26 protein-coding genes are annotated in these 26,899 nt (G+C 71.1%); 8 read left to right on the forward strand and 18 right to left on the reverse strand.

Features of this window, described 5'->3' with window-relative positions; genetic code table 11:
- Nucleotides 1–91: 91 nt before the first annotated feature.
- The 7 genes from V6V89_RS17660 to V6V89_RS17690 are packed head-to-tail and all read right to left on the reverse strand — an operon-like array spanning nt 92 to nt 6,206.
- Entirely contained in the window at nt 92–556 is a 465-nt protein-coding gene (locus V6V89_RS17660; RefSeq protein ID WP_334620231.1) for a DUF4383 domain-containing protein, read from the reverse strand.
- A gap of 54 nt (nt 557–610) precedes the next feature.
- Entirely contained in the window at nt 611–1,066 is a 456-nt protein-coding gene (locus V6V89_RS17665; protein ID WP_334620232.1) for a DUF4383 domain-containing protein, read from the reverse strand.
- A 50-nt stretch (nt 1,067–1,116) separates the two neighbouring features.
- Nucleotides 1,117–2,901 carry an ABC-F family ATP-binding cassette domain-containing protein gene (locus tag V6V89_RS17670; protein ID WP_334620233.1) on the reverse strand — a complete coding sequence of 595 codons (1,785 nt, stop codon included), beginning with the start codon at nt 2,899–2,901 and terminating at the stop codon, nt 1,117–1,119.
- Nucleotides 2,902–2,903: 2 nt separating this feature from the next.
- Entirely contained in the window at nt 2,904–3,884 is a 981-nt protein-coding gene (locus V6V89_RS17675; RefSeq protein WP_334620234.1) for a 4-(cytidine 5'-diphospho)-2-C-methyl-D-erythritol kinase, read from the reverse strand.
- The gene (locus V6V89_RS17680; protein ID WP_334620235.1) at nt 3,881–4,465 is read right to left on the reverse strand and encodes a Uma2 family endonuclease; all 585 of its coding nucleotides are present in this window, start codon (nt 4,463–4,465) and stop codon (nt 3,881–3,883) included. Before V6V89_RS17680 ends, V6V89_RS17675 begins: the two co-directional genes overlap by 4 nt.
- Nucleotides 4,466–4,497: 32 nt before the next feature.
- Nucleotides 4,498–5,349, reverse strand: coding sequence for a 16S rRNA (adenine(1518)-N(6)/adenine(1519)-N(6))-dimethyltransferase RsmA (gene rsmA / locus V6V89_RS17685; protein ID WP_334620314.1), 852 nt, complete (start codon nt 5,347–5,349; stop codon nt 4,498–4,500).
- Nucleotides 5,346–6,206 (reverse strand): TatD family hydrolase, encoded by an 861-nt coding sequence (locus tag V6V89_RS17690; protein WP_334620236.1) that lies wholly within the window; start codon nt 6,204–6,206, stop codon nt 5,346–5,348. Before V6V89_RS17690 ends, rsmA begins: the two co-directional genes overlap by 4 nt.
- A 76-nt stretch (nt 6,207–6,282) precedes the next feature.
- On the opposite strand from V6V89_RS17690, the gene V6V89_RS17695 reads away from it, so the two are divergent.
- Nucleotides 6,283–6,582 (forward strand): hypothetical protein, encoded by a 300-nt coding sequence (locus V6V89_RS17695; protein WP_334620237.1) that lies wholly within the window; start codon nt 6,283–6,285, stop codon nt 6,580–6,582.
- Here V6V89_RS17695 and metG read toward each other — a convergent pair.
- A complete protein-coding gene (metG, locus tag V6V89_RS17700) occupies nt 6,579–8,366 on the reverse strand; it encodes a methionine--tRNA ligase (RefSeq protein WP_334620238.1) in 1,788 nt (595 codons plus the stop codon). The genes V6V89_RS17695 and metG overlap by 4 nt on opposite strands.
- 87 nt (nt 8,367–8,453) lie before the next feature.
- On the opposite strand from metG, the gene V6V89_RS17705 reads away from it, so the two are divergent.
- A complete protein-coding gene (locus tag V6V89_RS17705) occupies nt 8,454–10,367 on the forward strand; it encodes a hypothetical protein (protein WP_334620239.1) in 1,914 nt (637 codons plus the stop codon).
- Here V6V89_RS17705 and rsmI read toward each other — a convergent pair.
- On the reverse strand, nt 10,364–11,233 hold the full coding sequence (gene rsmI / locus V6V89_RS17710; protein WP_334620240.1) for a 16S rRNA (cytidine(1402)-2'-O)-methyltransferase: 870 nt from the start codon (nt 11,231–11,233) through the stop codon (nt 10,364–10,366). The two genes, V6V89_RS17705 and rsmI, sit on opposite strands and share 4 nt — an antisense overlap.
- 24 nt (nt 11,234–11,257) lie before the next feature.
- Between rsmI and V6V89_RS17715 the strand changes: the two genes are divergently transcribed.
- Nucleotides 11,258–12,970, forward strand: a complete 1,713-nt coding sequence (locus V6V89_RS17715; protein ID WP_334620241.1) for a dolichyl-phosphate-mannose--protein mannosyltransferase — start codon at nt 11,258–11,260, stop codon at nt 12,968–12,970.
- Between the two features lie 456 nt (nt 12,971–13,426).
- Here V6V89_RS17715 and V6V89_RS17720 read toward each other — a convergent pair whose 3' ends face one another.
- From V6V89_RS17720 to V6V89_RS17735, 4 genes are all read right to left on the reverse strand, one after another.
- A complete protein-coding gene (locus tag V6V89_RS17720; protein ID WP_334620242.1) occupies nt 13,427–13,939 on the reverse strand; it encodes a hypothetical protein in 513 nt (170 codons plus the stop codon).
- 401 nt (nt 13,940–14,340) lie between these two features.
- Nucleotides 14,341–15,558 carry an MAB_1171c family putative transporter gene (locus tag V6V89_RS17725; RefSeq protein ID WP_334620243.1) on the reverse strand — a complete coding sequence of 406 codons (1,218 nt, stop codon included), beginning with the start codon at nt 15,556–15,558 and terminating at the stop codon, nt 14,341–14,343.
- A gap of 4 nt (nt 15,559–15,562) precedes the next feature.
- Entirely contained in the window at nt 15,563–16,120 is a 558-nt protein-coding gene (locus V6V89_RS17730) for a hypothetical protein (RefSeq protein ID WP_334620244.1), read from the reverse strand.
- The gene (locus tag V6V89_RS17735) at nt 16,117–16,560 is read right to left on the reverse strand and encodes a helix-turn-helix domain-containing protein (protein ID WP_334620245.1); all 444 of its coding nucleotides are present in this window, start codon (nt 16,558–16,560) and stop codon (nt 16,117–16,119) included. Before V6V89_RS17735 ends, V6V89_RS17730 begins: the two co-directional genes overlap by 4 nt.
- A 652-nt stretch (nt 16,561–17,212) precedes the next feature.
- On the opposite strand from V6V89_RS17735, the gene V6V89_RS17740 reads away from it, so the two are divergent.
- From V6V89_RS17740 to V6V89_RS17750, 3 genes are all read left to right on the forward strand, one after another.
- Nucleotides 17,213–17,743 (forward strand): hypothetical protein, encoded by a 531-nt coding sequence (locus V6V89_RS17740; protein ID WP_334620246.1) that lies wholly within the window; start codon nt 17,213–17,215, stop codon nt 17,741–17,743.
- Entirely contained in the window at nt 17,743–19,857 is a 2,115-nt protein-coding gene (locus tag V6V89_RS17745) for a bifunctional polysaccharide deacetylase/glycosyltransferase family 2 protein (protein WP_334620247.1), read from the forward strand. Before V6V89_RS17740 ends, V6V89_RS17745 begins: the two co-directional genes overlap by 1 nt.
- 144 nt (nt 19,858–20,001) lie before the next feature.
- Nucleotides 20,002–20,967 carry an acyltransferase family protein gene (locus V6V89_RS17750; protein WP_334620248.1) on the forward strand — a complete coding sequence of 322 codons (966 nt, stop codon included), beginning with the start codon at nt 20,002–20,004 and terminating at the stop codon, nt 20,965–20,967.
- Here the strand turns inward: V6V89_RS17750 and V6V89_RS17755 are convergent.
- Nucleotides 20,942–21,583, reverse strand: a complete 642-nt coding sequence (locus V6V89_RS17755) for a hypothetical protein (protein ID WP_334620249.1) — start codon at nt 21,581–21,583, stop codon at nt 20,942–20,944. The two genes, V6V89_RS17750 and V6V89_RS17755, sit on opposite strands and share 26 nt — an antisense overlap.
- Before the next feature lie 74 nt (nt 21,584–21,657).
- On the opposite strand from V6V89_RS17755, the gene V6V89_RS17760 reads away from it, so the two are divergent.
- Complete coding sequence (locus V6V89_RS17760) at nt 21,658–22,200, forward strand: alpha/beta hydrolase (protein WP_334620250.1); 543 nt, start codon at nt 21,658–21,660, stop codon at nt 22,198–22,200.
- On the opposite strand, the gene V6V89_RS17765 is transcribed toward V6V89_RS17760, so the two are convergent.
- From V6V89_RS17765 to V6V89_RS17780, 4 genes are read right to left on the reverse strand one after another with little or no spacing between them, the layout of a single operon-like run.
- Nucleotides 22,191–23,045 carry an NAD-dependent epimerase/dehydratase family protein gene (locus V6V89_RS17765; RefSeq protein ID WP_334620251.1) on the reverse strand — a complete coding sequence of 285 codons (855 nt, stop codon included), beginning with the start codon at nt 23,043–23,045 and terminating at the stop codon, nt 22,191–22,193. The genes V6V89_RS17760 and V6V89_RS17765 overlap by 10 nt on opposite strands.
- Before the next feature lie 17 nt (nt 23,046–23,062).
- Nucleotides 23,063–23,965, reverse strand: a complete 903-nt coding sequence (locus tag V6V89_RS17770; RefSeq protein WP_334620252.1) for an aldo/keto reductase — start codon at nt 23,963–23,965, stop codon at nt 23,063–23,065.
- A gap of 26 nt (nt 23,966–23,991) precedes the next feature.
- Complete coding sequence (locus tag V6V89_RS17775; RefSeq protein ID WP_334620253.1) at nt 23,992–24,711, reverse strand: cellulose binding domain-containing protein; 720 nt, start codon at nt 24,709–24,711, stop codon at nt 23,992–23,994.
- A 13-nt stretch (nt 24,712–24,724) separates the two neighbouring features.
- Nucleotides 24,725–25,183 (reverse strand): universal stress protein, encoded by a 459-nt coding sequence (locus tag V6V89_RS17780; protein ID WP_334620254.1) that lies wholly within the window; start codon nt 25,181–25,183, stop codon nt 24,725–24,727.
- A 67-nt stretch (nt 25,184–25,250) separates the two neighbouring features.
- On the opposite strand from V6V89_RS17780, the gene V6V89_RS17785 reads away from it, so the two are divergent.
- Nucleotides 25,251–26,825: a glycoside hydrolase family 10 protein gene (locus tag V6V89_RS17785; protein ID WP_334620255.1), complete on the forward strand. Its 1,575-nt coding sequence runs from the start codon at nt 25,251–25,253 to the stop codon at nt 26,823–26,825.
- Nucleotides 26,826–26,899 lie beyond the last annotated feature (74 nt).

The raw sequence follows: 26,899 nt of genomic DNA on the forward strand, positions 1-26,899 counted from the left end.
CAATTGACCCGCACGAGGCACACCACGACCAACGACCGAATTGCCCCTAAGTTACCGGTATTGCCCCTAAGCGTGCCCCCTAGGCGTGCCCCTAGGCGTGCACTGACGCGCGGCGGTACTTCTCCTCGGCCTCGGCGTCTTCGGCGGTGCCGGGCTTGTCGTACAGGCCGGCGGTGAAGACGAGCAGCCCGAAGATCAGCGACACGACGACCGTCGACATCGAGAAGTTCAGGATGTTGGCGTCGGTCTGCATGACGGTCATCATTCCCATGCCGGCGAGCATGAAGAGCACCCCGCCACCCAGGTTGATCATGTGGCCGAGGTAGCCGTTCACGATGTTGCCGCCGAGCAGCACGATGCCGTACAGGATCGACAGGATCGAGAAGGCCAGGTTGGTCCGCAGGCCGAGCACCCAGACGTCGCCCCGGTCGAAGAGCGGGTCACCCAACGTCTGGATCAGGCCGATGACGCCGAATACGAGGATGTACGCGCCGATCAGGCCGGCGACGGTGCGGTACACCGGTCGCAGCGGGTGGTTCACCGGGATGTGCGCCATAGCTGGATTGTCGCCCAGCTATGGCCTTTCCGCAGGACTACCGGAGAAGCGGGACTACAGGAGAAGCCGCGCGGCTTCGGCCGCCTTCGCCTCGTCGTCGGAGCCGACCTTGCCGTACATGCCGGCGGTCAGCAGCAGGAGCCCGATCGTCATGGTGACCACGACGGTGGGGATCGTGAAGTTGAGGTAGTTGGCGTCGGTGCGGATCACCGCCAATGCGGCGAGGCCCAGCGCCATGAACGCGTACCCGCCCCACGTGTTGAGCGTGGCGTCGACGTTGCGGCCGATGCCGACGCCGGCGAGGATCAGCAGCCCCGCGGCGATCGCGATCACGGAGTACCCGAGATTGGTGCCCTGGCCGATCGCGCTGCCGTCGCCCTGGGCGAAGAACGGCTCGGTGCCGGTCTCGGCGATGCCGAGGATTCCGAAGATCACCAGGTAGAGGCCGGCCAGCCCCGCAAGCGCCCGGTAGGTGGGCCGCAGCGGGTGGTTGACGGGAGTGTGCGCCATGGCGGCGATTTTGACGTACCCGTTCGGGAGGCCGCCGGGCGCCCCCCGATTCAGTGATCCGGCACTCGCTCGGCCAGCGCCAGCCACTCCTCTTCGACCTGGCCGCGCTCCGCCTGTATCGCCTTGAGCCGCGCGTCGAGGTCGGCGAGTTTCGTGTAGTCGGTCGCGTGCGTCGCGAGCTCTTCGTGCAGTGTGGCCTCGCGCTGCTCCAGCTTGCCCAGCGTGCGTTCGAGGCGGGCCAGTTCCTTGCGCGCCGCGCGGACGTCGAAGGCGGGCTCGCGTTCGCGCGCCGCCGGACGCGGCGTGGGGGGCGGCGGCCCACCGGGTGTGATGAGGGAGAGGTACTCGTCGACACCGCCCGGCAGGTGGCGCAGCCGCCCATCGCCCAGCAGCGCGTACGCCGTGTCGGTGACCCGCTCCACGAGGTACCGGTCGTGGCTGGCGACCAGGAGCGTGCCGGGCCACGAGTCGAGCAGGTCTTCGAGTGAGGCGAGCGTGTCGGTGTCGAGGTCGTTGGTGGGTTCGTCGAGCAGCAGCACGTTGGGCTCGCCGGCCAGCAGGCGCAGGAGTTGCAGGCGCCGCCGTTCACCACCGGACAGGTCGCCGACGGGCGTCCACACGCGACGGTCGGTGAACCCGAACACCTCAGCCAGCTGTGCGGCGCTCAGTTCCCGGTCGCCGAGCTTGACGCGTTTGGCGACCTCTTCGACGGCTTCCAGCAGGCGCAGTTCGTTGGGCAGTTCGGCCAGTTCCTGCGACAGGAACGCGGTGCGCACCGTCGCGCCGACCCGCGCCTCCCCTTTGTCGGGGGCGAGCCGGCCGGCCAGCAGGCGCAGCAGCGTGGTCTTCCCAGCACCGTTGGCGCCCAGGACGGCGATCCGGTCACCGGGGCCGACCTGCCACGTGACCTGGTCCAGGATCAGCTTGGGGCCGGCGTGCAGGGTGACGTCGCTCAGGTCGTACACCTGCTTGCCAAGGCGCGCGGTGGCGAGCCTGCGCAGCGAGACCGTGTCGCGCGGCGCCGGCACGTCCGCGATCAGCGCGTTGGCGGCATCGATGCGGAAGCGCGGCTTGGAGGTCCGTGCGGGCGGGCCTCGCCGCAGCCACGCGATCTCCTTGCGCAGCAGGTTCTGGCGCCGGGCCTCGGTGGCCGCCGCGACCCGGTCGCGCTCCGCGCGGGCAAGGGTCCACGCGGCGTACCCGCCCTCGTAGGCGCGCACCGCCTGGTCGGCGACCTCCCAGGTGCCGGTGCACACCGCGTCGAGGAACCACCGGTCGTGTGTGACGACGACCAGCGCGCCGCGCCGGCTCAACAGGTAGCGGGCCAGCCAGTCGACGCCGGCGACATCGAGGTGGTTCGTGGGCTCGTCGAGGATCAGCAGGTCGGAGGCGCGCACCAGCAGCGCGGCCAGCGCGACCCGGCGGCGCTCGCCACCGGACATCGGCCCGACCGGCTGGTCGAGCCCGAGGTGCGGCATGCCGAGACCGTCGAGGATCGCGCGCACCCCGGCGTCACCGGCCCACTCGTGCTCGGCCGCAAAGCCCTCGCCGAGCCAGCCGGTGCCGAGCACCACGTCGTGGACGGTCGCGTCGGCGGCCAGGTCGAGCGACTGCGGCAGCCAGGCCACCCGCAGGTCGCGCCGGTGCGTGACCCGGCCGTCGTCAGGCTCTTCCAACTTGGTCAACAGGCGCAGCAGCGTGGACTTTCCGGCGCCGTTGAGCCCGACCACGCCGATCCGGTCGGCGTCGTCGAGGCCGAGGGACACCTCGGTGAGCAGTTGCCCAGCCGCGCCGTACCCCTTGGACACCCGGTCCAGGTTGACGATGTTCGCCATGTTCAGACCACCCGGGCGCCCGCCACGGGACCGTGCGCGGTGTACGCGATGCGGCACACCCCGGCGGCGGTCAGGTCGTCGGCGATCTCCGTCGCCCGGCGGCTGTCAGGAGCGAGGAACACGCAGGTGGGCCCGGACCCCGAGACCAGGCCGGCGAGCGCGCCCGCGGCGTGGCCGGCCTTGAGGACGTCGGCAAGGCTGGGCCGCAGCGACAGCGCGGCCGGCTGGAGGTCGTTGTCGAGCGCCGCACCCAGCACCCCTGGGTCGCGCTGGCGCAGCGCGGCGAGCAGCCGGTCGGCGCCGCCGATCAGCGGGTTCGTCGAGTGGGTGGGCAGCCGCGGCACCTCGCCGGTGTAGCGCAACCGGTCGAGCTCCCGGTACACGTCTGGTGTGGCCAGCCCACCGTCGGCCACCGCAACCACCCAGTGCCAGGTGTTCGGCCGGGCCAGCACCGGGCTGACCGCCTCGCCGCGCCCGGTGCCGAGCGCGGTGCCGCCGTACACGAGGAACGGCACGTCGGAGCCCAGGTCGGCGGCGACGGCCGCGAGGTCGTCGCGGGACAGCCCAGTGCCCCAGAGCGTGTCGCACGCCACCAGGGCGGCCGCCGCGTCGGCACTGCCGCCGGCCAGCCCCGCGGAGAGCGGGATCTGCTTGCGCAGGTGCAGCCGGGCGTGCGCCGGCATGCCGGTCTGGTGGGCCAGGGCGCGGGCCGCGCGGATCACCAGGTTGGACTCGTCGAGGGCGAGTTCGCCGGCGCCCTCACCCTCCATGGTGAGGGTCAGCGTGTCGCCGCGACGAGCGGTCAGCTCGTCGTACACGGAGATCGCGTGGTAGACGGTGCTCAGCTCGTGGTATCCGTCGTCGCGCGCCGGACCGACACCCAGATGCAAGTTGATCTTCGCAGGGACACGCACCTTCACCGGGCCTGAGGCCGCCAACCGGGGCCGGTCGAGGTCCTCGTCCGGCCGCCACGCCTCGGTCACGGAGTGATGTCCCGAATGGGCAGCCTCAGGTTGAACGGCCTGTCGAGCGCCAACTCGTCGGTCGCGTCCGCCACCAGCTTGTATGCGTCTCCCGCCAGCTCGTACGCGAAGATATGCACGGGGTTCTGCTCGATCCGCCAGAAGTGCTGGACGCCGGCGGCGGCGTAGTCGCCCGGCTTCTCCAGCCGGTCACGACGCTTAGTGCCAGGCGAGACCACCTCGACCGCCAGCAGGACCTGTGCGGCGTCGAAATAGTGGCTGCCATCCTCCACCGGTCGGCGTAGCAAGACGACATCGGGCTCGAAAGTGTCCTTGTGGGTGACCGCGACACCGACGGCCAGCACGGCGCGATACTCGGCCGGCGCATGCTGGCGGAGCCACATCCACAGAAGGGCGCCAATATCCTGGTGCCCAACCGTCGGCGACGGGACCACGATGATCACTCCATCACGCAACTCGACGCGGGGGGCGTCGTCGGGCAGTTCGAGGACGTCTTCGATCGTGTAGTTGGCTAGGCGCTGCCGCAGCGGGTCGGGCGACCACATGCCACGGCCCGCCGATTCGGTCGGCTGTGCGGTCATGTCGTCCACCTCCTCACGGGCACGCCGCCAGACTACTCGCCGGCCCCGCTTGGCACGGGCACGCCAGCGGCGATGTCCGCGAACTGGCCGATGGTCAGCGACTCGCCCCGCGCGCCCGGGTCGACGCCGGCGGCCACCAACGCGGCCGCGGCCCTGTCCGGGCCGCCCGCCCAGCCGGCGAGCGCGCCCCGCAGCGTCTTGCGGCGCTGCGCGAACGCGGCGTCGACCACCGCGAAGACACGCTCGCGGGTGACGTCGGCGCGCGGCGGGTGGCGGCGGGTGAAGGCGACGAGGCCGGAGTCGACGTTCGGCACCGGCCAGAAGACCGCGGGCGGCACCCGGCCGGCACTGCGGGACGAGGCGTACCAGGCGAGCTTGACCGACGGCACGCCGTACACCTTGGAACCGGGACCGGCGACCAGCCGGTCCGCGACCTCCTTCTGCACCATGACGAGCCCCTGGCGCAGTGAGGGAAGCTCAGCGAGCAGGTGCAGGACGACCGGTACCGCGACGTTGTACGGCAGGTTCGCGACCAGCGCGGTCGGCGGTGGCGTGAGATCCGCCACCGAGAGCCGAAGCGCGTCCGCGCGGTGCACGGTCAGGCTGTCGGGGTGACCCGCGGTCTCGGCGAGCGCGCCAGCGAGCACCGGGTCGATCTCCACCGCGTGCACGTGCCGGACGGCCGGCAGCAGCCCGAGGGTGAGCGAGCCAAGCCCCGGACCCACCTCGACGACCACATCCGCGGCGTCCAGACCGGCGGCGGCCACGATGCGGCGCACGGTGTTGGGGTCGTGGACGAAGTTCTGCCCCAGCTTCTTGGTGGGGCGCACGCCCAGGCGCGCGGCCAGTTCCCGGATCTCCGCCGGGCCGAGCAGGTGCGTCACCACGGCCCGAAGATCCGGTCGCCCGTCTCGGAAATCGCCGTGCACAGCTCGTACAGGTGAGCGCCCGTCGTCTCGGCCAGACCGCGCACGGTCAGGGGGATCAGGTACGACGCGTTCGGCCGCCCCCGGTACGGCATGGGTGTCAGGTAGGGCGCGTCGGTCTCGACGAGCATCTGCTTCAGCGGGGTCACCCGGGCCGCCTCGCGCAGCGCACCCGCGCTGGCGAACGTCACCGTGCCCGCGAAGCTCAGCACGTACCCCCGCCGGACGCACTCCGCGGCGAAGTCGGCGTCACCCGAAAAGCAGTGCATCACCACGGTTTCCGGTGCGCCCTCGTCGTCCAGGACACGCAGGACGTCGGCGTGCGCGTCGCGATCGTGGATGACGAGCGGCTTCGCGTACCGCTTGGCGATGGCGATGTGGGCCCGGAAGCTGGCCTCCTGCACCGCTCGGCCCTCGTCGCCGGTCCGGAACGTGTCCATGCCGGTCTCGCCGATGCCGCGGACCCTGTCGTGCGCGGCGAGCGCCTCGATCTGCCGGAGCGCCTCGTCGAGGTCGGGCAGGCGGGGCGCCTCGTTGGGATGTATCGCGACCGTCGCGACGACGGCCTCGTGCTCGGCGGCCAGCGCGGCGCCCCACCGCGACGTCTTCACATCGACGCCGACCTGTACGAGCCGGTCGACGCCAACCTCGGCGGCGCGCGCGATCAGCTCGGGCACACCACCGCGCTCGCCAGTGGGCGCACCGGCCTCAGACGCCGTGATGTCGAGGTGGGTGTGGCTGTCGACGACGGGGATCGGAAGGGGTGGCGGCGAGGGCGGAAACTCCCCCGCCCGCTGGCCTCGCGTCTTACTCATCGCCACCCAGGATGTCACAGGCAGGCGTAACCCTCCGTTCACCCACGAGCACGTGCAGCGGTCTAGTGTCGGGCGGGTGACCGCCGCCCGTGAGGCCCCACATGTCGCCGAGTTCCGGGTGCTCGCGATGACCCGCGCCGCCCGGTACGCGGTCGAGGCCCTGAGCCGGCGCGTGCGGTACGCGCGCTGGCGCGGCGTGCCATGCACGGCGCTGCACCAGGAGGCGGGCTGGACCCGCCTCCGGCTCTGCCGTCCCGACGCCGACAGCGTCGCCGCGCTCGGCGCGCAGTGCTACGAGCGCGGCATCTACGAGGTGTGGGCGCCGACCGCGGAGATCGCCGACCACAGCATTGTCGACATCGAGTACGCGCTTTAGCCGCTCAAGCGAGCAAGCTCCTCGTCGACGATCGAGGGGTCGAGCTTGCGGAAGACGGGCTTCGGCGGGGCGAGCGGCCGGCCACCTTCCAGCGGCACAGACTCCCAGCGCGCTCCGGTCGTGTAGTCGCCAGTGAGGATCGGGTACGCCGGGCCGCCGTCGATGTCTTCCACCTCGACGATCGAGGGCATCGGCGCGTGTATCCCGGTGCCGCCGAGCAGCTCGTGCACCTTCTGGGCGCTGTGCGGCAGGAACGGCGTGAGCAGCGTGTTGCAGTCGCTCACCGCCTGCAACGCCACGTGCAGCACGGTGCCCATGCGGTCCAGGTCTTCCTTCATCTTCCAGGGCGCCTGCTCCGACAGGTACTTGTTGGCCTCCGCGACCACCCGCATGGCCTCGCCGATGGCCTGCTTCTGGCGGTGCTTCTCGATAAGGCCGCCGACGGTGGCGAAGGCCTTCTTGGCAGTCTCCAGCAGCGCGCGGTCTTCGGTGGTCAGCTCGCCCGCCGGCGGGATGGCTCCGAAGTTCTTCGCGGCCATCGAGACCGATCGGTTGACGAGGTTGCCCCAGCCGGCGACCAGCTCGTCGTTGTTGCGCCGGAGGAACTCGGCCCACGTGAAGTCGGTGTCCTGGCTCTCCGGGCCGGCCACGGCGATGAAGTAGCGCAGGGCGTCGGCGTCGTACCGCTCCAGGAAGTCGCGCACGTAGATCACGACCTGGCGCGACGACGAGAACTTACGACCCTCCATCGTCAGGAACTCGCTGGAAACCACCTCGGTGGGGAGGTTCAGCGGACCGAGGGCGCCGGGCTCGCCGCCCCGGTCGCCCTCGCCCGAGTACCCGAGGAGCAGGGCCGGCCAGATCACCGAATGGAAGACGATGTTGTCCTTGCCCATGAAGTAGTAGCCCCGGGCGTCCTTGCCGCCCACTGGGGACCACCAGCGGCGCCACGCCTCCGGGTCGCCGGAGCGCCGAGCCCACTCGATCGAGGCCGACAGGTATCCGATCACCGCGTCGAACCAGACGTAGATCCGCTTGTCGGACCGGTCGCGCCAGCCGTCGAGCGGGATCGGCACGCCCCACTCCAGGTCACGGGTGATGGCCCGGGGCTGGAGGTCGTCCAGCAGATTCTTGGAGAAGCGCAGCACGTTGGGGCGCCAGCCGTCGCGGGTGTCGAGCCACTTGCCCAGCGCCTGCGCGAACGCCGGCAGGTCCAGGAAGAAGTGCTCGGTCTCCACGAACTCAGGCGTCTCGCCGTTGATCTTGGAGCGCGGGTTGATCAGGTCGACCGGGTCGAGCTGGTTGCCGCAGTTGTCGCACTGGTCGCCCCGTGCGCTGTCGTATCCGCAGATTGGGCAGGTGCCCTCGATGTACCGGTCGGGCAGGGTACGGCCGGTCGACGGCGAGATCGCGCCCATCGTGACCTTGGGGACGATGTACCCGTTGCGGTGCAGCCCCTCGAAGAGCTCCTGCACCACCGCGAAGTGGTTGCCGGTCGTGGTGCGGGTGAAAAGGTCATAGGCGAGCCCGAGCCCGTGCAGGTCCTCGACGATCACCCGGTTATACCGGTCGGCCAGCTCGCGCGGGGTCACACCCTCCTTGTCGGCCTGCACTTGGATGGGCGTGCCGTGCTCGTCGGTGCCCGACACCATGAGCACGTCGTGGCCAGCCATCCGCATGTACCGGCTGAAAACGTCAGAGGGGACGCCGAAGCCGGAGACGTGGCCGATGTGGCGCGGGCCGTTGGCGTACGGCCAGGCGACCGCCGCGAGAACGTGACTCATAGCGACCAAGGGTAATAACCATCCAATCGTCCGACACGCGCGGAGCGGTACGTGGTCCGGTGCGTCCGGCGGCGTTCAATGAGGTCTGTGACCGGTTCAGCGCCACAGCCAGGGGAAACGCAGATACCCGAGGGCGTCGCGGGCGGCAGCCCGTGGGCCGCGGACGGCCCCGCCGGAGCATGGTGGCGGGGCGATCCGGCGGCGGCCGCGGCCCGTTTCGCGGCGCTCGACCGCCCAGCCGTGCCGCCCGTACCGCCAGCGCCGATCGTCACCATTCCCGCTCCGCCGGATCCCGCTCCGCTCGCCAGCGCGCACGAGGCGGACGGCGCCAGCTCGGCCAGCCCTCCGCCCGTCCAGGCCGCTCCGGCACCGCCCGCCGAGCCGGTGGACCCGGTTGCGGGGCCGCGAGAGGCGGACGCCGACCCCGCGACCGGAGCGCCCGTGCCGGCCACAGCGGACGCGGACGCCCCGGGAACGCAACCGCCTGCGGACACCGTGCGCGAACCGGCGACAACCACGCCTGCGCCCGCCGCGGCCCGGGCCACGGATGCGGAGGCGGACACGCTGGAAGCGCAACCGCCTGCGGACACCGTGCGCGAGCCGGCGACAACCACGCCTGCGCCCGCCGCGGCCCGGGCCGCGGACGGCGTCGAGTCACCGGCAGATGCCGTACCGGCGCCCGCGCAGCCCGAGAGCGAGCCCGTGGACGCCCTGGGATCGCCGGCATCGGCCCCGGGCGAGTCACTGGATCTGGCCGCCGGATCCTCGGGGCCGGCGGGCGAGCCGGACAAGGAGGCCCTCGCAGCCGAGGAGACCCCGCCGGACGCGGTCGAGGCCGGCTCCGACGGCGCCGTGGCCGAGGAGGGCCCCAGCCCCGACCCCACGCTTGAGGATCCCGCGCCACTCACCGACGCCTCGTCGGACTCGGCGTCGGTGAGCCGCGCCGCGTCCGCGCGCGACGGCCTCGTGGAGGCCGCCTCCGCCGATCACGCGACGGAGGACGGCATGTCCCAGGACGACGCGTACGACGAGACGCCGCCAGAGGAGACCGCGCTGGAAGCGACCGCGCCGGACGAGATCGCGCAAGAGCAGACCACGCGAGACGAGACCACGCCGGACGAGACCACGCCGGACGAGACCACGCCGCACGAGACCACGCTCGTCGAGGCCCCAGCGGCGGACGCGCTCGACGCGGAAGACGAGAGCCCGGCGCCGGAGGCGGCTGTGCCGGCGCCGATGGCGACCACCCGGTTCGACCGGCATGCCAGCATCCAGCGCGCCCAGGCCGGGCCCGGACGCGCTGGAGCGGAAACCAAGGTCGCCGAAGCGGGGCCAGACACGCAGACCCGGGAGAAGGCCCTGCTGCCGTCCATGCCGGAACGGGCGCTCATCCCGACCCCGTCACCCGCGCCGGATGACGACGGGTTGCCGTTCTGGCTGCCCACGCAGGATGTGCCGCGCCGGGACCGGTACAGCAACCGGCGGCCCGGGCGGCTGCCTAAGCCGCCGCGCAGTCCGGCCGTCGGCCTGGTGGGTTTGGTGGTGCTGGCGCTGCTGGCGACATTCTTCGCGTGGGTGAGCGCTGAGCCGTTGTGGCTCGCGGTCGGGCACGGCGACACCGGCACCGCCACGGTTTCGGAGTGCACGGGAGGTGGCGTCGGGCAGCGCTGCGTCGGCGAGTTCAGCGCGGCCAACGGCGCGTTCACCGCCGAGGGGATCCGGCTGGTCGGGGTGGCCGAGGGCCAGAACGCGGTCGGCAGTACGGTGACCGCCCGGATGGTCGGCGCCGACAGCGGCCGGGCGTACGTGGGGGATGCCGCAGCGGTGCGGCACCTGCGATGGGCGCTCGGGCTGGCCATGGTCGTGCTCTGCGGGTTCGGGCTCGTGTGGGTGACCGGCGCGCGGCGCCTGGAGGACCGCTGGTCCCGCCGGACCGCCACGCTGACCACTTTGACCGCGCCCCTACTGATCGCCGTGGCTTTCCTCGCCTCGACCTTCTAGCGCCCGCCAGGTGGGCCCGGGACCGTGTGGACCAGGGTGTAGACCTCGCGGCGAGGTCGGCCGTGGGTGGCGGCCACAGAGGCGATCGCGTCACGGCGGGACATGCCTCCCGCTTCCAGAGTGGCCACCGCTGATCGCAACTCCTCCTCCGACACGTCGGAGGAGGATGGCGTCGCGCCGGCCACCACGAGTGTGATCTCGCCGCGAGGTTGCTGCTCGCCGGCCCAGGTCGCCAGTTCGCCGAGCGAACGGCGCACGACCTCCTCGTACGTCTTGGTGAGCTCGCGGCACACCGCCGCCGGCCGGTCCGCGCCGAACACCTCGGCCAGATCGGTCAGCGCCCCCGCGATCCGGTGTGGAGCCTCGAAGAAGACCAGCGTCCGCTCCTCGGCCGCGAGGGCGCGCAGCCGGCCACGCCGGGCGCCGCCGCCGCGGGGCAGGAAGCCCTCGAAGCAGAACCGGTCGGCGGGCAGCCCGGACAGCGCGAGCGCGGTGGTCACTGCGCTGGGACCGGGGGCCGCGGTGACCGGTATGCCCGCGTCGAGTGCGGCGCGCACCAGCCGGTATCCGGGGTCGGACACGCTCGGCATGCCCCCGTCGGTGATCAGCGCGACCGACGCGCCGTCGCGCATGGCGTCGACCAGATCGGGAGTACGCCGTTCCTCGTTTCCCTCGAAGTAGGAGACGATCCGCCCGGTGATGGTGATATCGAGGTCGCGTGCCAGCCGGCCCAGCCGCCGGGTGTCTTCGGCCGCCACGACGTCAGCGGCCGACAGGGTCTCCCGGAGCCGAATGGAGGCATCGGATATGTTGCCTAGCGGGGCACCAACTAACACTAACCGCCCAGATCCGGACGTTTCACCCACCTCAATGGCCTTTCATCGATACTCATGACACCACTAGATGGGCAGTGCACGCCGTACCGCCCCTCCGCAGCCTACGATCGCGGGGTGACCACGGCCGCGACAGCGCAGGCACCGGCGATCACCACTGAAGACGCCGGTCCCGAAGAGAAGTACGAGAGCCCGGAAGCCGGCAGCGCCGGCCAGCGCGGCGGCGTAGCCGACGTCGTCCGGCGCCGGCTGCTGCCATTCGACGCGCGGCTCGACCCGTACTCTTGGCTCGCTACCGGCGTCATCGTGGTCATCGCCGGCATCCTACGGCTCGTCAACCTCGACAAGCCCAAAGGCTTGATCTTCGACGAGGTGTACTACCCCACCGACGCCTGGGACATGCTGCACCGCGGCGTCGAGTGGGACGAGAAGACCAACGGCCCCGCGTACGTCGTACACCCGCCGCTCGGCAAGTGGATGATCGCGCTGGGCGAGATGGTGTACGGCAACAACGAGATGGGCTGGCGGATCTCCGGAGCCCTGATCGGCACCCTGTCCGTGCTGATCATGGTGCGGGTCGCCCGGCGGATGTTCCACTCGACGGTGCTCGGCTGCACCGCCGGCCTGCTGATCGCGCTCGACGGATTCCACCTTGTACTGTCGCGGATCTCGCTGCTCGACATCTTCCTCATGTTCTTCGTGGTGGCGGCGTTCGGCGCGCTCGTGATGGACCGAGACTCCCGCCGCCGGCGCTGGCTTCGCGCGATGGAGGCCGGGCTCGACCCGAGCCAGCCCGGCAAGGCTGGGCGGCCGGCCTTCGACTGGCGCACCGGTGTGCCGTGGTGGCGGTTGCTGTGCGCGGTGATGCTCGGCTGTGCCCTGGGCGTCAAGTGGAGCGCGATCTGGTTCGTGCCGGCCTTCGCCCTGCTCATCGTGGTGTGGGAGGTGGGCGCGCGCCGGTCCGCCGGGGTGCGGCGCCCGTGGCGCGACACGGTGATCGACGAGTTCGGCTGGCTGCTGCTCGCCGGCGTGCTGATGCTGCTCACCTACACCGCCACCTGGGCCGGCTGGTTCGCCACCGACACCGGGTACTTCCGGCACTGGCTTCGCGACACCGGCCACGCCGAGCCGCCAGTGTGGGGCGCGATCCGTAACCTGCTCCACTACCACCACGAGATGTACAAGTTCCACTCCACACTGGACGCCACGCACCAGTACCAGTCGTGGCCTTGGCAGTGGCTGCTGCTAGGCCGCCCGATCGCGTTCTACTGGTCGACCGACGGCACCTGCGGCGCGTCGAGCTGCGCCTCGCACATCCTGCTGGTGGGTACGCCTCTGCTCTGGTGGTCGTTCATCCCGGCGCTCGGTGCGCTGGCGTGGTTCGGCATCGCCCGCCGCGACTGGCGAGCCGGCGCGATCCTGCTCAGCGTTGCGGCCGGCCTGCTGCCCTGGTTCTACTTCGCCATGCAGGGCCGCACGATGTTCGCTTTCTACGCGCTCCCGGCGCAGCCGTTCCTGGTACTCGCTGTGGTGTACGTGCTCGGAGCGATCATGACGCCGGCGCCCGCCGCTGCCGTCGCCACGCCGGGCGCGGCACCACCGACCGACGAGAGCAGTTCCGACCGGCGCCTGATCGGCGCGGTCGTCGCCGGGGCGTACGTGCTACTGGTCGCGGTCTGTTTCGCGTACTTCTATCCGATCTACGTAGGCCAGATCATCCCGTACGACGACTGGTCCGCCCGAATGTGGCTAGGCAGCCGCTGGATCTAACACGACGCGCCCGACGCGCACCGCTCATGCCGCGCCGCCTGCGCGCGGCCTGCGCGCCGCCCTGCGCCGCCTGCGCGCCGCGCCGCCGCCTCTTTCCGCCGATCAAGGGCAAACGCACGTGCTTTGATCTCCGATCCACGTGCATTCGCCCTTGATCCACGCGCATCTCCCTGATCGACGCCCACTGCCCCGCCGCCCGCCACGGCCGCCGGGCCGCCACCACGGCCGCCGCGCAGCCCGGCGCCAGGCGCGCTGGCGCGGCGCGCCGTCCCTTCGCCCGGGCCTTGATCCGTCGGGCCAATCTGCACGTCGCTCAAGGGGACAACGCCGTTGAGTTAGGCGACCGAATCGGACACGGCTGGTCGCGGCGCGTGCCGGCCGGCCCAGGAACTCACGCGTCGCGCGCCCGGGGCGCGGCAGGCATGGCCGGGCGCGTGCCGCGCAATGCCGGACGGCTCAGTACCGGGCGGTGCAGCGCCAGCCTTCGCTGGGGCTGTACACGCAGGCGCGGGCCGTCAGGCCAGCATCGTTGAGCGCCACGGTGTAGATCTGCGAGGGACAGGCGGGGGGTCCCACCGGGCAGGACGTGCGCTCTCTGGAGGTCCGGAACGTCCCGTCGGCGTTGAAGCTTTCGATCTTGATTGGCGAGTATCCGTTCCCGCGGGCCCAGGCCATGCGGCAGCTAGTGCTGTAGCGCAGTTCGGTGTTGCTCACCACGTAAACGGTCCGGTAGCCGTTGCACCGGACCAGAGCCCCGTCGGAGTTCTCGTATCTGGCCGTGTTGGGGTCGGTGTCGTCACAGACGATGTAGCAACTCGCCGCCGCCAGGTTGGCCACCGAGGTTACCGCCGCCCGGGTGGTCGCCGCCGGGCTGGTGGCTGCGGCGGGCGTGGGCAGCGCGGCCAGGCCGGCGGCCACGCACACGACGAGCGCGGCACTCGCCGCCAACCGTCTTGGAACGCTCCACATGGGTCCTCTCCCTCCACACCAGCCCGGTCGGGCGGGCATGCGGTCAGCGTTCCGGAGCGCGCGGCCGCCGCGATACTCCTTTCAGGCGTCGCTGAATACATGCGGAGCCGGATCAGCGCGGATGGGATCGACAACCGTGACGATCCTTGGCTAGTCCTAGGCCAGCAACAAGTGTTCAAGATTGCCGCGCTGTGGCGCCCTTGGTGCGGCGTCGGACGCCTAAGGCAACGGCGTTGATCAAGGAGATCTGCGTTGATCAAGGGCAAATGCACGTGGATCGGAGATCAAAGCACGTGCGTTTGCCCTTGATCGGCGGAAAGAGGCGGCGGCCCGCGGCGCGGGCGGCGCGGGGCTGCGCGGGCGGCGCGGGGCTGCGCGGGCGGCGCGGGGCTGCGACGGGATCACATCGCCACCTCGGTCTGGTCGGGGAAGAGCACCTCACGTCCGGCCACCGCCGCGGCGACGACCGGCGAGAACGCGTACGCGCGGGACACCTGTACCAGCCTGGCGACCTCTCCGGCGAGGTCGGCGGCCTCGTCGGGCCGGTCGGGTGGGGCCTCGGTCTCGTCCGGGCCGCGCACACCGCGCGTGTAGGCCCGCACCGCGCCGCGCAGGCGCGCGGCGTCGACGACGGCGGCTAGCTCCTCTTCGCGCAGGCCGACCTGGGTGCCGAGCCGGCGGGCGCGGTCGCCGGCCGCCTCGTCCAGGTACGGGCGCAGCGCGAGCCACCCGTCGTACAGCTCGATGACGCGCCGGTACAGGCGGCGGTCGAGGGTGCCGAGCGGCGCGGCCACGGGTGGCTCCAGCGCGATCTCCGGCATGAGCCGGTGCAGGTCGACCCACAGCGGCTGGAGCTGGCGGTACTGCTGGCGCCTGCGCAGCCAGCCGCGCAGCTGCAACAGCCTAGGTCCCCAGGCGGGCATGGTGAGCCCGAGGATGACGAGGAACGCGCCGGAGCTGGAGGCGACCGGTGCGATCGGTTCCCAGCGGCGGGGGTCGGCACCAACCTGGGCGCCGATCACGCTGGAGATCCGGACGGCGCAGTAGACGAGCCCGACCATGGCGCCGACCGCCGTGGTGCGTAGTCCTCGGCGCAGCCAGGAGCGGCCGGACACCGTGGCGTACGGCCAGCACAGCCGGACCACGTCGATGAGGCCCAGCCCGAACGCGACCAGGTACACGAGGATGTAAGCCGCGAACATTGGCCGGCTCACGTACGTGGCGACGAACTCGCCGGCGCGCGGCTCGGTGGGGCCGGAGGCCAGGAAGAGCACGACCATCGCGACCGCCGCGGTGGCGAGGAACGCCAGCCGCGCGCGGGCACGGCGGCCCGCCTCTCCCGCCGGGTTCACCCACCACAGCAGGAGCAGCTGTACCGTGCCGGAGAACCCGACGACGGACAGGTGTGCCCAGAGCGCGGCGAGGTTGGGCACGCCGGTGACCCGGTCGAGCCACCCCCACACGGCGGGCGTAGACACGGTGAACGTCGTGCCGAGCAGCGCCAGTGCCACGCACACGGCGTATCCGGCGGGGCTGCCGCCGCGCCGCAGTGCGTACAGCTTGACGGCGCATCCGCCCCAGGCCGTGACGGCGAGTACCGGGTACAGGACCTCGTTCACCTGCTCATCCCAGCGAGCGTTCGATCCGCGCCACCACGTCGGCCACGTCGAGCGGTACGTGCCAGGTCTGCTCGGGCGCCCACGAGTGGGCGCGCCGCAGCAGAAGATCGGCGATGATCTCGGCTTCGCGTTCTTCGCGGCTGTCGTAACCGGCGTCGCGCGCGAGCGCCCGCCGCACCATCTCGGGGTCCAGTGTGGACATTAGAGGGGCGGCTGCCACGTCGGCGTCGGCCACCGGTTCGGAGGTGTGCCCGGCGATGAGGTGACCCAGTTCGTGGGCGATGATGTGCTGCTGGTGCAGGGGCCGGGTGCCGCTGTCGTAGCAGAGATAGTGCGCGCGGGAGCCGGTGATGACGAGCCCGGACGGCCCGTCGGCGGGCATCGCGGTCGGCATCAACGTGATGGGGTGGCCGATGCGGTCGCCCACCTCTTGGCAGAGCCGCTCGGCGTCGAAGGGCACGGGCACGGCGATGTCGCGCACCAGGCGGGCGCAGCGGCGTCGGAGCCGGCGCAGGTCGGTGTCGCCGTCAACGTTCCAGCTCCAGCCGACAGGCGGGGTCATGCGTGCTCCCCCGGCTCGCCGGCGAGCCCTTCGAGCTCCAGGCAGCGGTCGACGACCTGCTGCACGAGCTGTTGGCTGGCTTCGGATAGGCCGGCGCTCGCCAGCACGGTGCGCAGTGCGACGCGCTTGGTGCCGAGCTGCCGCAGGCTCGACAGCAGCTCCAGGTCTCGGTCGGTGCGGCGGGTAACGGCGTCGTCGAAGAAGTACGCCGGCGGGACGCCGAAGAATCCGGCCAGCGCCTGGAGGTGCCGCATCGTCGGGTTGGTGCGCTCGCCGCGGCGCAGCAGCCACAGGTAGGTGGCGGACATGCTTTCGCCGCTTTCCCGGATGGCCGAGGCGACCTCTTCGTTGCTGTACGGCCCGCGGTCGCCTGGATGCACCGTGCGGAAGAGGTGATTGAGCTTGTCCGCGAGTGTGCGCGGCTTTGCTGGCGATGTCACGGCGGACCCCCATGTGCCCTGCGGCGGAGCGTTGTCAACCAGTGTGGACCAGGGTGGGCCCTGGTCCACACCGGTGACAGGTCACCGGCACGCGCCCTCGGCAAGTGGCCCGGCCGAGAGCGCCCCCCGTTTACGCCGGCGGTCCGGTAACCAGCCTCGCCATCGGGGACCCACAATGTCAACTGATGTGAAGCAAAGCCGTCCGAACGTTCATGTTAGTTGACAGTGGGAATATTCGGCGCACGCGAAAAAGCGGCACGTGAGCCACGTGCCGCCGATGTATCGCTGAATAGGCGCGCGCCCCGATCGCCTGCCACGGGGGAAGCGGGCGATAGGGGCGCGCTGGGGTCAGCTTAATCACCTCGGATCAACCGCACAACAGGTCGCGCTTGGTCAGATTTCCGACCACGCCACCGGCGCCCACCCCGAAATATCGATCAGCCTCGACAACCGTCGCGCGTCGAGATCAATGAATGCATTCAGTTCGGGGCGAGTCGCCATCTTGACAGTAACCTCCGGGGCGCCACGGCCTGGCCAGGCAACGGGTGGCCCGGTCAGCGTTTCGTCCACTTCTTTGCCTCGACTTCGGCGTCCCCTATGGAGGGACCGAAAAGAGGCCCTGGCCAGGGACTTCTCCATACGCTCCCTAGCCGTGACCGAAATCTTCGTCGACGCGACCGGCCGGCGCCGGCGCCGGATGCGGCGGATCGCCTACGCCGTCGGCGCGACCTGCCTGATGTACACCGGCCTCGTCGGCACCAGTGTCGTCGGCGGGCCGGCCGGACCTGTAGCGCTCGAGCCGTTCCCCGCGCCCAGCGACCGGCCGCCCGTGCGCCCGACGCCGGTGCCGATCCGGCCGTTCGCCGCGGTCGCGCCCGAGCAGGACTTCCGCCGCAGCGCGCCGCAGCGCGTCACCCGGACCACATCGGCGCCGGAGCGCGCCGCGGTACAGGTCGTTCGGGTCGCGGTCGCCACGCGCAGCCCGGCTCCGCGCCTGGAGTCGACGCCGACGCCCTCGCCGAGCCGCACTCCGACACCACAGGCGCCGACACCGCCGGCGCCGCCCACCCCGGCCCCGACCGAGCCGCCCGAATCTCCTGCGCCGCCGCAATTCCCGATACCCATGGAGACGCCGGAGCCCCCGCAGGTGCCGCGAAGCCCGAGCCTGGAGCCCACGCCCTGATGCCCGTTTCGAAGCGGACGCTGCGCCCGCGCCGCCTGGTGGTCGCGGCTCTTCTTCTGGTACTGGCCAGCGTGCTGTTCGTCGAGGCGTACGCCAACGCCCGGTTCACGCCGGACGCCAAGGGCACCAGCGGAAACGAGCCGAGCGAGACCGTCCCCAGCAGCGTCAGCACTGGTGGCCCGATCATCAACACCGCCGGCCAGCGCCACGTCTCGTACCGCTTGCCACCCAAGACGATCGCACTCACCTTCGACGATGGCCCCGATCCATGGTGGACACCGCAGATCCAGCGGGTGCTCGACAAGCATGGCGTCGACGCCACGTTTTTCGTCGTGGGCTCCCAGGTCGCCCGCCACCCAGATCTGGTGCGCCGGCTCGTCTCCAATGGACACGAGCTGGGCGTGCACACGTTCACCCACCCGCGTCTGTCGACGCTGCCGCGGTGGCGCCGGCACACCGAGTACACCCAGACCCAGCTTGCCATCGCCAACGCGGCGGGCGTGCACACCGCGCTGCTGCGGTTCCCGTACTCGTCGCAGCCCTCCGCAATCGACGACCAGCAGTGGAAGCTGGTCCAGGAGGCGGGGCGGCTCGGATACGTCGTGGTGGTCAACGACCGCGACAGCCAGGACTGGGCACGCCCCGGCATCCCGGCGATCCTCGCGAGCTCCACACCGGACGGTGGGCAGGGCGCCGTGGTGCTGATGCACGACGCCGGCGGAGACCGCGGGCAGACCGTGGCCGCGCTGGAGGAGTTCATCCCACGAATGCGGACGCAGGGGTATCGCTTCACCACCGTCTCGCAGGGGCTGAACCTCACGCTCGGATCCCCGGTCATGGTGAAGAACCCAGCGGCTGACCCGGGTGACCGGTGGCGCGGCGGCGTGCTGCTGTGGGTGGTGGGCATCGCCGACGCCGTCCTCTGGCTGCTCAAGGCGCTGTTCATCGCGGTCGGGCTGCTCGCGGTCGCGCGAACCCTGCTGCTGTTCGCGCTGGCGGGCAGGCACGCCCGGGAACGACGAGCGCGGCGGTGGTCGTGGGGGCCACCGGTCACCGCACCGGTCTCCGTGATCGTGCCCGCGTACAACGAGAAGGAAGGCATCGCCGCGGCGGTGCGGTCACTGGCCACGGGCGACCACACCGAGATCGAGGTCGTCGTGGTCGACGACGGGTCCACGGACGGCACCGCCGACATCGCCGAAGGCCTTGGCCTGCCGAACGTGCGGGTCATCCGGAAAGCCAACGGTGGCAAGGCAAGCGCGCTCAACACCGGGGTCGCAGCCGCCAGGCATGAGCTGATCGTGATGGTGGACGGCGACACCGTGTTCGAACCCGACTCGGTGCGGCGCCTGGTGCAGCCGTTCGCCGACCCGTCGGTGGGCGCGGTCGCCGGCAACGTGAAGGTGGGCAACCGGCACAGCCTCGTCGCGCGCTGGCAGCACATCGAGTATGTCATCGGCTTCAACCTCGACCGCCGGCTGTACGAGACGCTGCGCTGCATGCCGACCGTGCCGGGTGCCATCGGTGCGTTCCGGCGCGACGCGCTCGTGGCGGCGGGCGGCATGACCGACGACACGCTCGCCGAGGACACCGACATCACCATGGCGCTGTGCCGCGCCGGCTGGCGGATCGTGTACGAGGAATCGGCGCGCGCCTGGACCGAGGCGCCTGCCACGCTGAGCCAGCTGTGGAAGCAGCGGTACCGGTGGAGCTACGGGACCATGCAGGCGATGTGGAAACACCGGGGCGCGCTGCGCAGCCGTGGCCCGTTCCGGTTCGGACTGCCGTTCCTGGCGCTTTTCGGTTTGGTCCTGCCGCTCGTCGCACCGGTCATCGACCTGCTCGCGGTCTACGGGCTGTTCTTCGACCGCACCGCGACGGTGGCGGCGTGGTCGGCGATGCTGGGGCTCCAGTTCGTGACGGCGGCGGTGGCGTTCCGGCTCGACCGGGAGAGCTTGCGCCCGCTCGCGGTGCTGCCGCTCCAGCAGTTCGCGTACCGCCAGCTCATGTATCTGGTGCTGCTCCAGTCGGTGGTCACCGCGCTCACTGGCGCGCGGCTGCGCTGGCACAAGCTGCACCGCACGGGGCAGGCGGCGGTGGCCCGCGATGTCTGAGTTGGCTGGCGCTCGCCTTCGCTCGCGCGGGTCATGCGCCCGAAAGCCTTCCTGTAGCCGCCAGTCGCTCCGGTTGCTGCAATCCTGGCCCGCGCTGCGCGCGGGCGGCTCCCTCCGCTTTGTGGCGGCTGCGGGAGGCGGCGCATGACCCGTGACAGGTACTTCGACCTGCTGCGCACCGCCGCGATCGCCCGCGTCGTGGCGTACCACATGTTTCCGGCTGCCTGGCTGAGCTTCGCGTTCCCGGCGATGGGCGTGATGTTCGGGCTGGGCGGCTCGCTGATGGCCGCGTCGCTGGACCGGTCGGACGGCGCGCCCGACCGGGTCGTGGCGGGACGGCTGCGCCGCCTGCTGCCCGCGGTGTGGGCGTTCGGCGCGCTGCTGGTGCCGGCGATGCTCTGGCACGGCTGGCCACACCGTCCACACTGGCCCGAGCTGCTGCTGTGGCTGCTGCCGCTGGCCGAGCCGCCGGGCACCGAGTGGGCGCTGCCAGCCACCGAGGTGCTGTGGTACCTGGTGACGTACCTGTGGCTGGTGTTGCTGTCACCAGTGCTGCTGTGGGCGTACCGGCGCTGGCCGCTGCGGACGGCCGTGCTGCCGCTCGTGGTCCTCGTCGTGGTGGCCGGCCTGGGCCACAGCGATGTGCTCACCGACCTGGCCACGTACGCGACCTGCTGGATCGTCGGCTTCGCCCACCGCGACGGCGCGCTGCGCCGCATCCCGTTGCCCTGGTTCGCCGCGCTGGCCGCCGCATGCCTGGCGGCCGGCGCCGGCTGGGCGCTGGCGCACGGCCTCGACGCCCCGCTCGCTGTCGCGCTGTACTCGCTGGGTTTCGTGCTGCCGCTGCTGCGCGCGGCTCCGCCGATGGGCTGGCTGGCGCGGGCGCGACCGCTGGATCGGCTCGTGTCGTTGGCGAACGCCCGCGCCGTCACCATCTACCTTTGGCACAATCCGGCGATCGCCGCCTGCTTCGTGGTGGGCGACGCCCTGCACGTCTGGGCCTTAGGCGACCTCGGCTACGCGCTCGTGGCGGTGGCCCTGACGGTGGGCGCGGTGGCGGCGCTGGGCTGGATCGAGACCGGGCCTAGGCGCGTTGGAGCGTCCAGGTGAGGCCGTTGTCGTCGGAGGGAGACAGGACGAGCGTGTCACCACGGCACTCGTACGCGCCCTTGCCGAGGAACGGCTGCACGTCGACGATGTTGCCGGTCTGGCCGACCCCGTCACCGACGTAGTCGCCGAGCCGCACGTCGTTGAACGGACGCGCCTTCACCGGCGACGTCAGGTCGACGGTCACTCGCACGTCGCCCCACTCCATGGGCGGGATCGGCTCCCACGTGCCCTCCATCGTGCGGACCGTCCCGTTAGCCGTCCCGCCGTACCAAAACTGCCCGCGCACATTGGTGCCGGCGGCGTTCAGGTCGAACGTGACCGGCTGCATGCCCGAGAAGTCGGCACGCACCGCACCGTCGCGCTGGATGTTGACGGCTACGCCGCTGCCGCCGGTCACCTCGGCGCTGGCGCTACCCGATGCGGCGGTGCCGGTCGCGCCGGTGGTGCGCCAGTCGCCGGTGACGCACTCGGCGGCCTGCCCGGCGGCCGAGCCGGAGGAGCTGGGGGTGGGGCTAGACGAAGGGGTCGGTCCGGTGCCGCCGGCGCCGGTCTGGCATCCGGTGGCGGCCAGGCCGATGGCGGCCAGCGTCATCACGGCCTTCGCTGGAGTACGCATTCTTCATCGCTACCCGGACCGGCGGGAACTGAAACCGGACGATCGACGCACCTGGTTCGGCGTACGCTGTCCGGGTGCCAGATGCGCTCGTACTGCCCGGCCGCATGTACGGCCCTTACGCCCCACTGCTGATGTACCCCTCCGAGGCGCTGCGGGCCCGTGACGTGCGGGTGCACCCGCACTCCTGGCCGTCGCAGATTCCGGAGGATCTCTCCTACGACTTCGTGCGCTCCCAGGTCGAGCCGCTGCTCGACGAGTTGCCGCCGCGCACGCTGGTGATCGGCAAGTCGCTGGGTTCGCTCGCCGCGCCCGTGGCGGCCGAGCGCGGCCTGCCGGCGATTTGGCTCACCCCGCTGCTGACCGAGGAGCGGGTGGTCGAGGCGCTGCGGGCCGCCACCGCGCCGTTCCTGCTGGTCGGCGGCGGCGACGACCGGGTGTGGAAGAGCGACCTGGCAAAGGAGCTGACCCCGTATGTGCTGGAGGTCGACGGGGCCAACCACGGCATGATGCTTCCCGGCCCGTTGGCCGCCTCGGCAGCCGTCCTCGGCTTCGTGGTGACCGCCGTCGAGCAATTCCTGGACGGCGTGGTCTGGCGGTCGGGAGCCCCTCAGACCTGATCGCGCCAGGTGAACCGGGGCTCGTAGCCGAGCACCCGGCGTGCCTTGTCGATCGACATCAGCGTCTCGGTGCCGGCGAGTTCGCGGGTGACCGGCACACTGGGGAAGACCTCGGCGGCCAGTTCGGCGGACGGACGGCTCATCACCGAGTCGGCGTTCGCGATGATGAAGACGTCGACGCCGGTGGCATCGTGCTCCAGGGCCTTGCGCACCGCTTGGGCGCCGTCGCGGGCGTCGATGTACGACCACAGGTTCCACCTGCGCAGGTTGGGGTCCTCGTCGAACGAGGGGAAGACCGCGTAGTCGGCGGGTTCCATGACATTCGAGAAGCGCAGGCCGATCATCTTGAGGCGCGGATCCCAGCGGCAGAACTGCGCCGCCATCTGCTCTTCCAGGTGCTTGACCAGCGAGTACGTCGACTCGGGGCGGGCCGGGTACTCCTCGTCGAGCGGTATGTACGGCGGCGGAGTGTCGAACGGCAGCCCGAGCACGGTCTCGCTGGACGCCCACACCACGTTGGTGATGCCGGCCGCGCGGGCGGCGGCGAAGACGTTGTAGGTGGCGGCGGCGTTGTTGGCGAAGGTGGCCGAGTTCGTGGTGAGGCCCGGCGCCGGGATCGCGGCGAGGTGCACCACCGCGTCGGCGCCGCGGAAGCGGTCGTCCACAGCAGACAGTGCTTCGGCGGTCTGCCCGTAGTCGGTAAGGTCGACGCGGACGTACGGGCAGCGCGGCTCGCGGGGCGGTGCAGCGTCGACGTTCACCACGTCGTACCCGTGCGCCAACAGCTCTTCGACCACGGCGCGGCCGAGCTTGCCGCTGCCGCCGGTCACCACTACGCGCGTCATGACGCCTCCTAACCGAGCTAACTCCAGCCGAGGGCCGAGCGCCGCCGCCAGTAGTCGGCCGGCGGCTCCGCGAGCGCACGCAGGTCGGACTCGAACGCAACGCTAGCCGAGGCCAGGTTGCTGTCGAGCTGGGTGACGCTGCTCGCGCCCGACAGCACGATGTCGGCCCACGGCTGCCGCAGCGCGGCGGCCAGCGCCACCGCGTCGGGTGCCGCGTCCACCTCGGCGAACGCGGCCGGCGGGTCGACAGCCAGCCTCCCGTTGGCCAGCGCCTCCTTGACGATCACCAGGCAGCCCGCGTCGTGCGCGGCGGCGAGCGCGTCACCCGCCGACGGCTCCAGCGGGTTCCACGTGGCCTGGACCGCGCGGAAGAGCGGTCGCCCATCGACCCGGACGGTGAGCGCCGCACGGATCGCGTCGGCCTGGTGCGGCCCGCTGGTGGACAGGCCGATCCGGACGCCTTCGGCGCCCAGCTCGGCGAGGCGCTTGTGCAGGGCGCCGTCGGCCAGCGCGGGGCTGTCGGGCGTGACCGAGTGGATCTGGTACAGGTCGAGCCGCCCACCGAGCAGCGCGCGCGTCTCGGCGAGCTGGCGGTCGAACGTGGCGACGCTGTGGTCCTTCACCTCGTGCACCTCGGCGTCCAGCCGCCAGTTCGCCGTGTACGTGTAGCCCCACTTGCTGCCCACCGTCACGTCGGTGACGTCCGGCCGGGCTGCCAGCCAGCCGGCGAGGAACTCCTCCGACCGGCCGTAGGAGCGGGCCGCGTCCAGGTAGCGGACGCCCCGGGCGTACGCGGCGTCGAGCACCTCGTGCGCCCGGGCTCGCATGGCCGCCACCGACCGGTCAGCGGGCAGGTCCCGCCCCAGGTTGATGTACGCCGGCCGGCCCAGCGCGGCCAGCCCCAAGCCGATCTCTGCCATCGCAGGTCAGCATGGCACAGCGCGGGTTAGTCGTCGTCCACCTGGGTCAGCGTCACAGTGTCGGCGGCGTAGCCGGTCGCCGACAGGTTGACGATCACGAAGTCGTGGACCGCGTCGGCGTCGGCCATGCTGTACATCGTGAACGGCCTTGGCGTGCTCCAGTTGTTCTCATCGAAGGTGAGCACGACCGGCGGAGCGCCCCAGATTCCGGTGCCGGTCGAGCGCATGTCGATGCGTACCGTGCCGGTCGGCGGGTGGCTAAGCCGGACAGTGAAGGTGCCGCTGCCACCCTCGGGCACGCTCACCGCCTCGGGCTCGGCGATCACGGCCGGCGGCTGGCCGGCAATCACGCACCGTATCCCGTTGACCGACCAGTCGACGGGCGGGTTGTTGACGCCGGTATAGGTGCCGTTGAAGCCGAGGTGGAGGCTCTCACCGGTGCCGATCGGGCGGTCCCATGAGCCGCCCGCCGCGGTCACCTGGGCGCCGGACTGGGTCCAGCGAAGGTTCCACGCCTGGGTGATGCGCTGGTCGCCGGTGAACCGGAACGAGACCGTGTAGGACGTCCACGGATCGCCGAGGTTCTTGATCCGTACGCCGGCATAGAAGCCTCCCGTCCAGGAGGTCGCGTTGTAGGACACCTCGCAGCCAGCGGCCGCTTGTGCCGGAGTACCGGAAATCGTCGCGGCGCCGACCCCCGCGAGGGCCGCCGCGAGGGCGGCGACCAGGACGCGCTTTATTTTCATGTATGTAAATGTATTATGGTACGACGGTGACGGGCCAGCGTCCGGCCTTCACGAGCCGGATCGCGATCGAACCGGCAAACCGGTGCCCGGCCTGCGTCGACGCCCCTACGATCACGCCGTCCGCGCTCACCTCATCGGCGATCTTCACCAGTTCGGTGTACGGGTCACCGGAGACCGCCCGGAACGTCGCCCGCAGCCCGACCTCGGCGGCCGCCTCGTCGACCTGCCGCCGCAGGTCGTCGGCGATCTCGTCGTGCGCCTGCCGGACCACGGCCATCGCGCCGGGCGCCATGCCGACCAGCGGTGACGGCCGGGCGATGAAGACGACCACCAGGTGGGCATTCTGCCGGCGGGCGAGCCCGGCGGCGTATGCGCCGGCACGCATCGATGTCGTCGAACCGTCGACGCCGACCACTAGGTTCTTCGGTCCATCGGTGCCCAATTCGAACCGGTGCTCCGGCGAGGTGCTCACACTCTCAAGTATCGAGCGGTGACCCCTGCCACTTCAAGATCAGCGCAAAAGAGGGCAGACTGGCCCGATGGCCCTGCTCCCCACCGGCCGCCGCCAGGTCCACCTCGCCGTGGCCCTGGTCGTCGTGGTGACCCTCTCGGTGGGCTTGGTCCGCTGGCAGACCCGGCCCGAGCCTGCCCAGCAGGTGTCGGCCGCCGCGAGTTGCGCCGGGCGCCCCCTCGACGCGCCCCGCCAGCTCCGCGGCATGTGGATCGCCACGGTCAGCAACATCGACTGGCCGAGCCGGCCCGGCCTCGACCAGGAGAAGGTCAAGTCCGAGTACCGCGGCTGGCTCGACCTGGCGCAGCAGCACGGCCACAACGCGGTCTTCGTCCAGGTACGCCCCAGCGGCGACGCCTTCTGGCCGTCCTCGTACGCGCCGTGGTCGCGCTGGCTGACCGGGCGGCAAGACGGGCTCGGCCCAGGCTGGGATCCGATGGAGTTCCTGGTCAGCGAGGCGCACGCGCGCAACCTGGAGTTTCACGCCTGGTTCAATCCGTACAAGGCCAGCCAGTCGGGCAACCCGGCTGACCTGCCGGCAAACCACCCACTCCGGGTGCACCCGGAGTGGGCTGTCCCGTTCCCGAAGAGCGGCAAGGGCAGCCGCCTCTACTACAACCCGGGCATCCCCGAGGCGCGCAAGTTCGTCCAAGACTCGATGCTGGAGGCGGTGGCCCGGTACGACGTCGACGGCGTGCACTTCGACGACTTCTTCTACCCGTACCCGGTCAAGGGACAGGACTTTCCCGACGACGCGGCGTTCCAGCAGTACGGCGCGGGCTTCGCCACCAAGGCCGATTGGCGGCGCGACAACGTCAACAAGCTCGTGGCCGAGATGAACCAGCGGATCAAGGAGCTGAAGCCGTGGGTGAAGTTCGGCATCAGCCCGTTCGGCATCTGGCGCAACCGCACCACCGACTCCCTCGGCTCCCCCACCCGCGGCCTGCAGAGCTATGACGCGATCTACGCGGACACCCGGCTCTGGGTCAAGGAAGAGTGGCTGGACTACATCGTCCCGCAGCTCTACTGGCACATCGGCTTCGACATCGCCGACTACGCGAAGCTCCTGCCGTGGTGGTCAGACGTGGTGAAGGACACCAGAGTGCAGCTCTACATCGGCCAGGCCGACTACCGGGTCGGGCAGAAGGGCGCCTGGTCCGACCCCGCCGAGCTCGACCGCCAGCTCGCGCTCAACACCAAGTACCCGGTCGGTGGCAGCATCCACTTCAGCGCCAAACAGGTACGGGCCAACCGGCTCGGCGCGGTCAGCCGGTACGCCACCGCGCACTACGCCCAGCCCGCCCTGGTGCCGGCGATGGACCACATGCCCCCGAACCGTCCGGTCGCGCCTCAGGTCACCGAGGCGCGCCGGGACGGCGACAACGCGGTCGCTCTCGCATGGCGCGCCGGCGACGGCACGCGGCCAGCCGGTTACGCGGTGTTCAAGGTGGACGGTGAGACCGCGCGCCTGGTGGCGACCACCCGCGGCACGAACTGGGTCGATCGAACTGTTGGCACTCCCGGTGCGTACAGCTATTGCGTAGCCGCCCTCGACCGGCTGTGGAACCTTGGCGGCTCCAGCGAAGCTGACGTGACAGGGTGAGGAGATATTACCGAAAGTCGTTGCCTGGTAACACTTTTGGCTGGTCAGAGCAGTGTCAAGCAGGCCCGTTGATC

The sequence above is a fragment of the Micromonospora sp. CPCC 206061 genome, assembly GCF_036906915.1.
In the GTDB taxonomy this organism is placed as follows: domain Bacteria; phylum Actinomycetota; class Actinomycetes; order Mycobacteriales; family Micromonosporaceae; genus Phytohabitans.